Annotated in this window: 3 protein-coding genes and 1 pseudogene; 1 reads left to right on the top strand and 3 read right to left on the bottom strand. The window is 64.9% G+C overall.

What is annotated here, in order from left to right; all coding sequences use genetic code 11:
• From EN879_RS30705 to EN879_RS30695, 3 genes and pseudogenes are all read right to left on the bottom strand, one after another.
• Window positions 1–370 (bottom strand): annotated as a pseudogene (locus EN879_RS30705) (indolepyruvate ferredoxin oxidoreductase family protein); the annotation flags it as partial.
• A gap of 219 nt (window positions 371–589) precedes the next feature.
• The gene (locus EN879_RS30700; RefSeq protein WP_013528209.1) at window positions 590–1,126 is read right to left on the bottom strand and encodes a hypothetical protein; all 537 of its coding nucleotides are present in this window, start codon (window positions 1,124–1,126) and stop codon (window positions 590–592) included.
• Entirely contained in the window at window positions 1,119–1,730 is a 612-nt protein-coding gene (locus EN879_RS30695) for a CGNR zinc finger domain-containing protein (protein WP_063169838.1), read from the bottom strand. Before EN879_RS30695 ends, EN879_RS30700 begins: the two co-directional genes overlap by 8 nt.
• 148 nt (window positions 1,731–1,878) lie before the next feature.
• Between EN879_RS30695 and EN879_RS30690 the strand changes: the two genes are divergently transcribed.
• Complete coding sequence (locus EN879_RS30690; protein ID WP_127274469.1) at window positions 1,879–2,673, top strand: branched-chain amino acid ABC transporter permease; 795 nt, start codon at window positions 1,879–1,881, stop codon at window positions 2,671–2,673.
• Window positions 2,674–2,885: the final 212 nt, after the last annotated feature.

The following is a 2,885-nucleotide window of genomic DNA, read 5'->3' as shown; positions in this document are numbered from 1 at the left end:
CGCCTGAGCGGTCGACGCCCGGTCCCTTGCCGTACCAGACCGAAAAGACGCCGTCATGAGTGCCCTCGCCCAGCAGCTCCGTCTGCTGCGCCCCCCAGCAGGCGGTGGCGGCAAGCTCCTCGTTGAGACCCGGCTGGAAGACGATGTCAGCCTGGGCGAGCTGTTTCTTCGCCTTCCACAGCTGCATGTCGAGGCCGCCGAGCGGCGAACCGCGATAGCCAGAGACGAACCCGGCCGTGTTCAAGCCGGCGCGACGGTCGCGCTCGCGCTGCATCAAGAGCATGCGAATGACCGCCTGCGCGCCGGACAGGAAGATGCGCTCCTTTGCGAGATCGAACTTGTCGTCGAGCGCGACGTCGTGCAGCGTCATCAGGCATTTCCTCTGCGGAGGCCACGCGGGGCAGGCAGCCAACGTCGGGGTCGGATGACGCATCCTTTCTCCCCTTGCAAGGCAGGTCAAACAAAATCGCAGATGCCAGGCAACGCGCAACGAACAGTCCGCGGCCATCCTGAATCGGGTATGAAACCGATCCGCGGACATTGCCCGGCGCATGAACATTACAGCTGCGGCGCGGCCGGCCGCGACGCGTCAGCCGCCTTTCGAGCAATCTGGCTTCGGCTCGCCCGGCAGCTTGCCGTCGGGATGGCCGACGAGATCGGGATTGGCGGTGTAGAGCTGGTCGATGACCAGCGGCCGGTCGGGCAGGATCGACTGGTCTTCCGTCGACATCAGCGTGGTGTCGATCTTCTGCAGGACCGCGCCGTCGGCGCCCTTGATGCTGATGGCAATCGCATAGGGCTTGTTCTTGACGACGCAGGTCAGTGCCGGGCTCTCCAGCGTCACCTTGTCGAGCTTCGGCCAGACCTTCTGCTCGACCACCAGAGGTGCGCCGCCGGCGGGATCCTGGAAGCTGGCGACCGCCACCTGGCCCTCTCCCATCGGCTTCAGCGGCCGCAGGGTCACCACATAAGTCGCCCTGGCGAGGCGGTAGTTGAAAACGAATATCTTGCCGGAAATCTCGAACAGCTTGCCTTCGGCGTCGCCGGTGTCGCGGCAGGCGCCGAGCGCAACGGCCACGATGAGCGCCGCGCCAACAAGGATCGAACGGGAAAGGCCGCTACGCATTCTTGACCTCATTTTCCGCCATGCGACGACGGCGATAGTGACGGCTTGCCTTCTGACGGTTGCCGCACACCGCCATGTCGCACCATAGGCGGCTGGAATTGCGGCTTCTGTCGACGAACAGCCAGGTGCAGTTGGGACAGATCCTGAGCCTTGCGACGGTATCGTCGCGCAGAAGCGATAGCGCCGAAACCGCCAGCGCCGCCTCGAAGGCGATCGGCGTCAGGGGATCACCGAACGGCCTTCCCGGCACACCGATCTCGGTCCGGCTGCCGGCAAGACCCTCGGCGCAGGCGCTCAGGAATCCGGGCAGATCAGCGGTGGCGACCGCGCCCTTCGACACCGCTCCACGAAACAGCCGGTCCGTCGCCTCGCGGATCGACAGCACGACGGGTGCGATCGCCACCGCTGAGGATACCGCCAGCGGCCTTTCGCCAAGCTCGGCGGCGCGAAAGCGGCTCGCCGCGTCGGCGAAGCGAGCAATCTCGGCCGGATCTTCGAAGCGGTCGAACGTCCGCTCCGGATCGCCGCGCAGCACGACGGTGTTCGCCGTGTCGAGCGCAAGCAGGCCGCCGGTGAAGCGGTGCGGGGTCCATGATACCGTCATGGCGAAAATCTAACCGATAAATCGTATTTGACAAGTTAGATTCAGCGATGCAACCTCACTCCGGGATGCGGTGGTCTCCGCAGCCTTTTGAGCATGCTGTTGGCCAGGACCGCTTCGCACTTTTGGGCGGCATGCTTCGAGGTTTTGCATGCTCTATTTCTTCCAGCAGGTGCTGAACGGGCTGCATTCGGGCGCGCTGTATGCGTTGCTCGCCTTTGGCTATGTGCTGACCAACGGCATCCTGCACCGCACCAATCTCGCTTATGGCGCGTTGTTCGCCTTTTGCGGCCAGACCATGATCCTGACCGCGGCCTTCGGCTATCAGGTGCTGTGGCTGACGCTGCTGGCGGCGGTGGCGCTCGGCATCCTGCTGCTGCTGTCCGAAGCGAGCCGCATCGCCGCCGACACGCATGATCTGTGGCTGCCGCCGATGCTGGCGCAGCCCATCGTTTTCGCGCAGGGCGCGACCTTCAAGGCAACGCTGACGCTCATCCAGCTTATCGACTGCGCCGTGGTGGTGGCGGCAATCGCGCTGGCAAGCTGGGCTTTTGCCCGGTCGAGCTTCGGACGGTGCTGGCGCGCCGTCTCCGACGACCCCAAGGCTGCCGCGATGTGCGGCGTCGACGTACGCGCGGTGTTCCGGCACGCGGTGCTGTTCGGCGGCTTCTGCGCCGCGCTGGCCGGTGTCATGGCCGGGCTCTATTACGGCAATGTCAGCTTCGGCTCGGGCCTCGTCTACGGACTGAAGATCCTGTTCGTGACGGCGGTCGGCGGCTATCTCTCGCCACCGCGCGCGGCGCTCGGCGCGGCCGTCTTCGGCATGGCCGAATCGCTGTGGGCCGGCTACTTCCCGGTCGAGTGGCGCGACGCGTGGATGTACCTGTTCCTGGTCACGACGCTGATCCTGATCGGCGCCGGCCGCGACACCGGCAAAATCGCCTGAAAACGTCAGACTTTGGTTGCATGACGCGAGGGCAGATCGCCGGTATTGGGCACTGTCTGCGATGCGATGATATTCGCTGCCTCTATCCTTGTTGACCCGTCAGTCCACGCGCGGCATACCGTTGGACCACGTGGCGTGACGGACAAAAAGGGGGAAGCCGGCACGCCTCCGGTACAAGGGAGGAATGCATGGCAGGGCTTCTCGCTCTATCC

The organism is Mesorhizobium sp. M7A.F.Ca.AU.002.02.1.1 (genome assembly GCF_003998535.1).
GTDB classification, from domain to species: Bacteria; Pseudomonadota; Alphaproteobacteria; order Rhizobiales; family Rhizobiaceae; genus Mesorhizobium; species Mesorhizobium ciceri.
This window is presented reverse-complemented; position numbering and strand designations above follow the sequence as displayed.

Excerpts from the sequence above, each read along its gene's own strand:
- EN879_RS30700 (WP_013528209.1), bottom strand. The coding sequence starts at position 1,126 with ATGCGTAGCGGCCTTTCCCGTTCGATCCTTGTTGGCGCGGCGCTCATC.
- EN879_RS30695 (WP_063169838.1), bottom strand. The coding sequence starts at position 1,730 with ATGACGGTATCATGGACCCCGCACCGCTTCACCGGCGGCCTGCTTGCG.
- EN879_RS30690 (WP_127274469.1), top strand. The coding sequence starts at position 1,879 with ATGCTCTATTTCTTCCAGCAGGTGCTGAACGGGCTGCATTCGGGCGCG.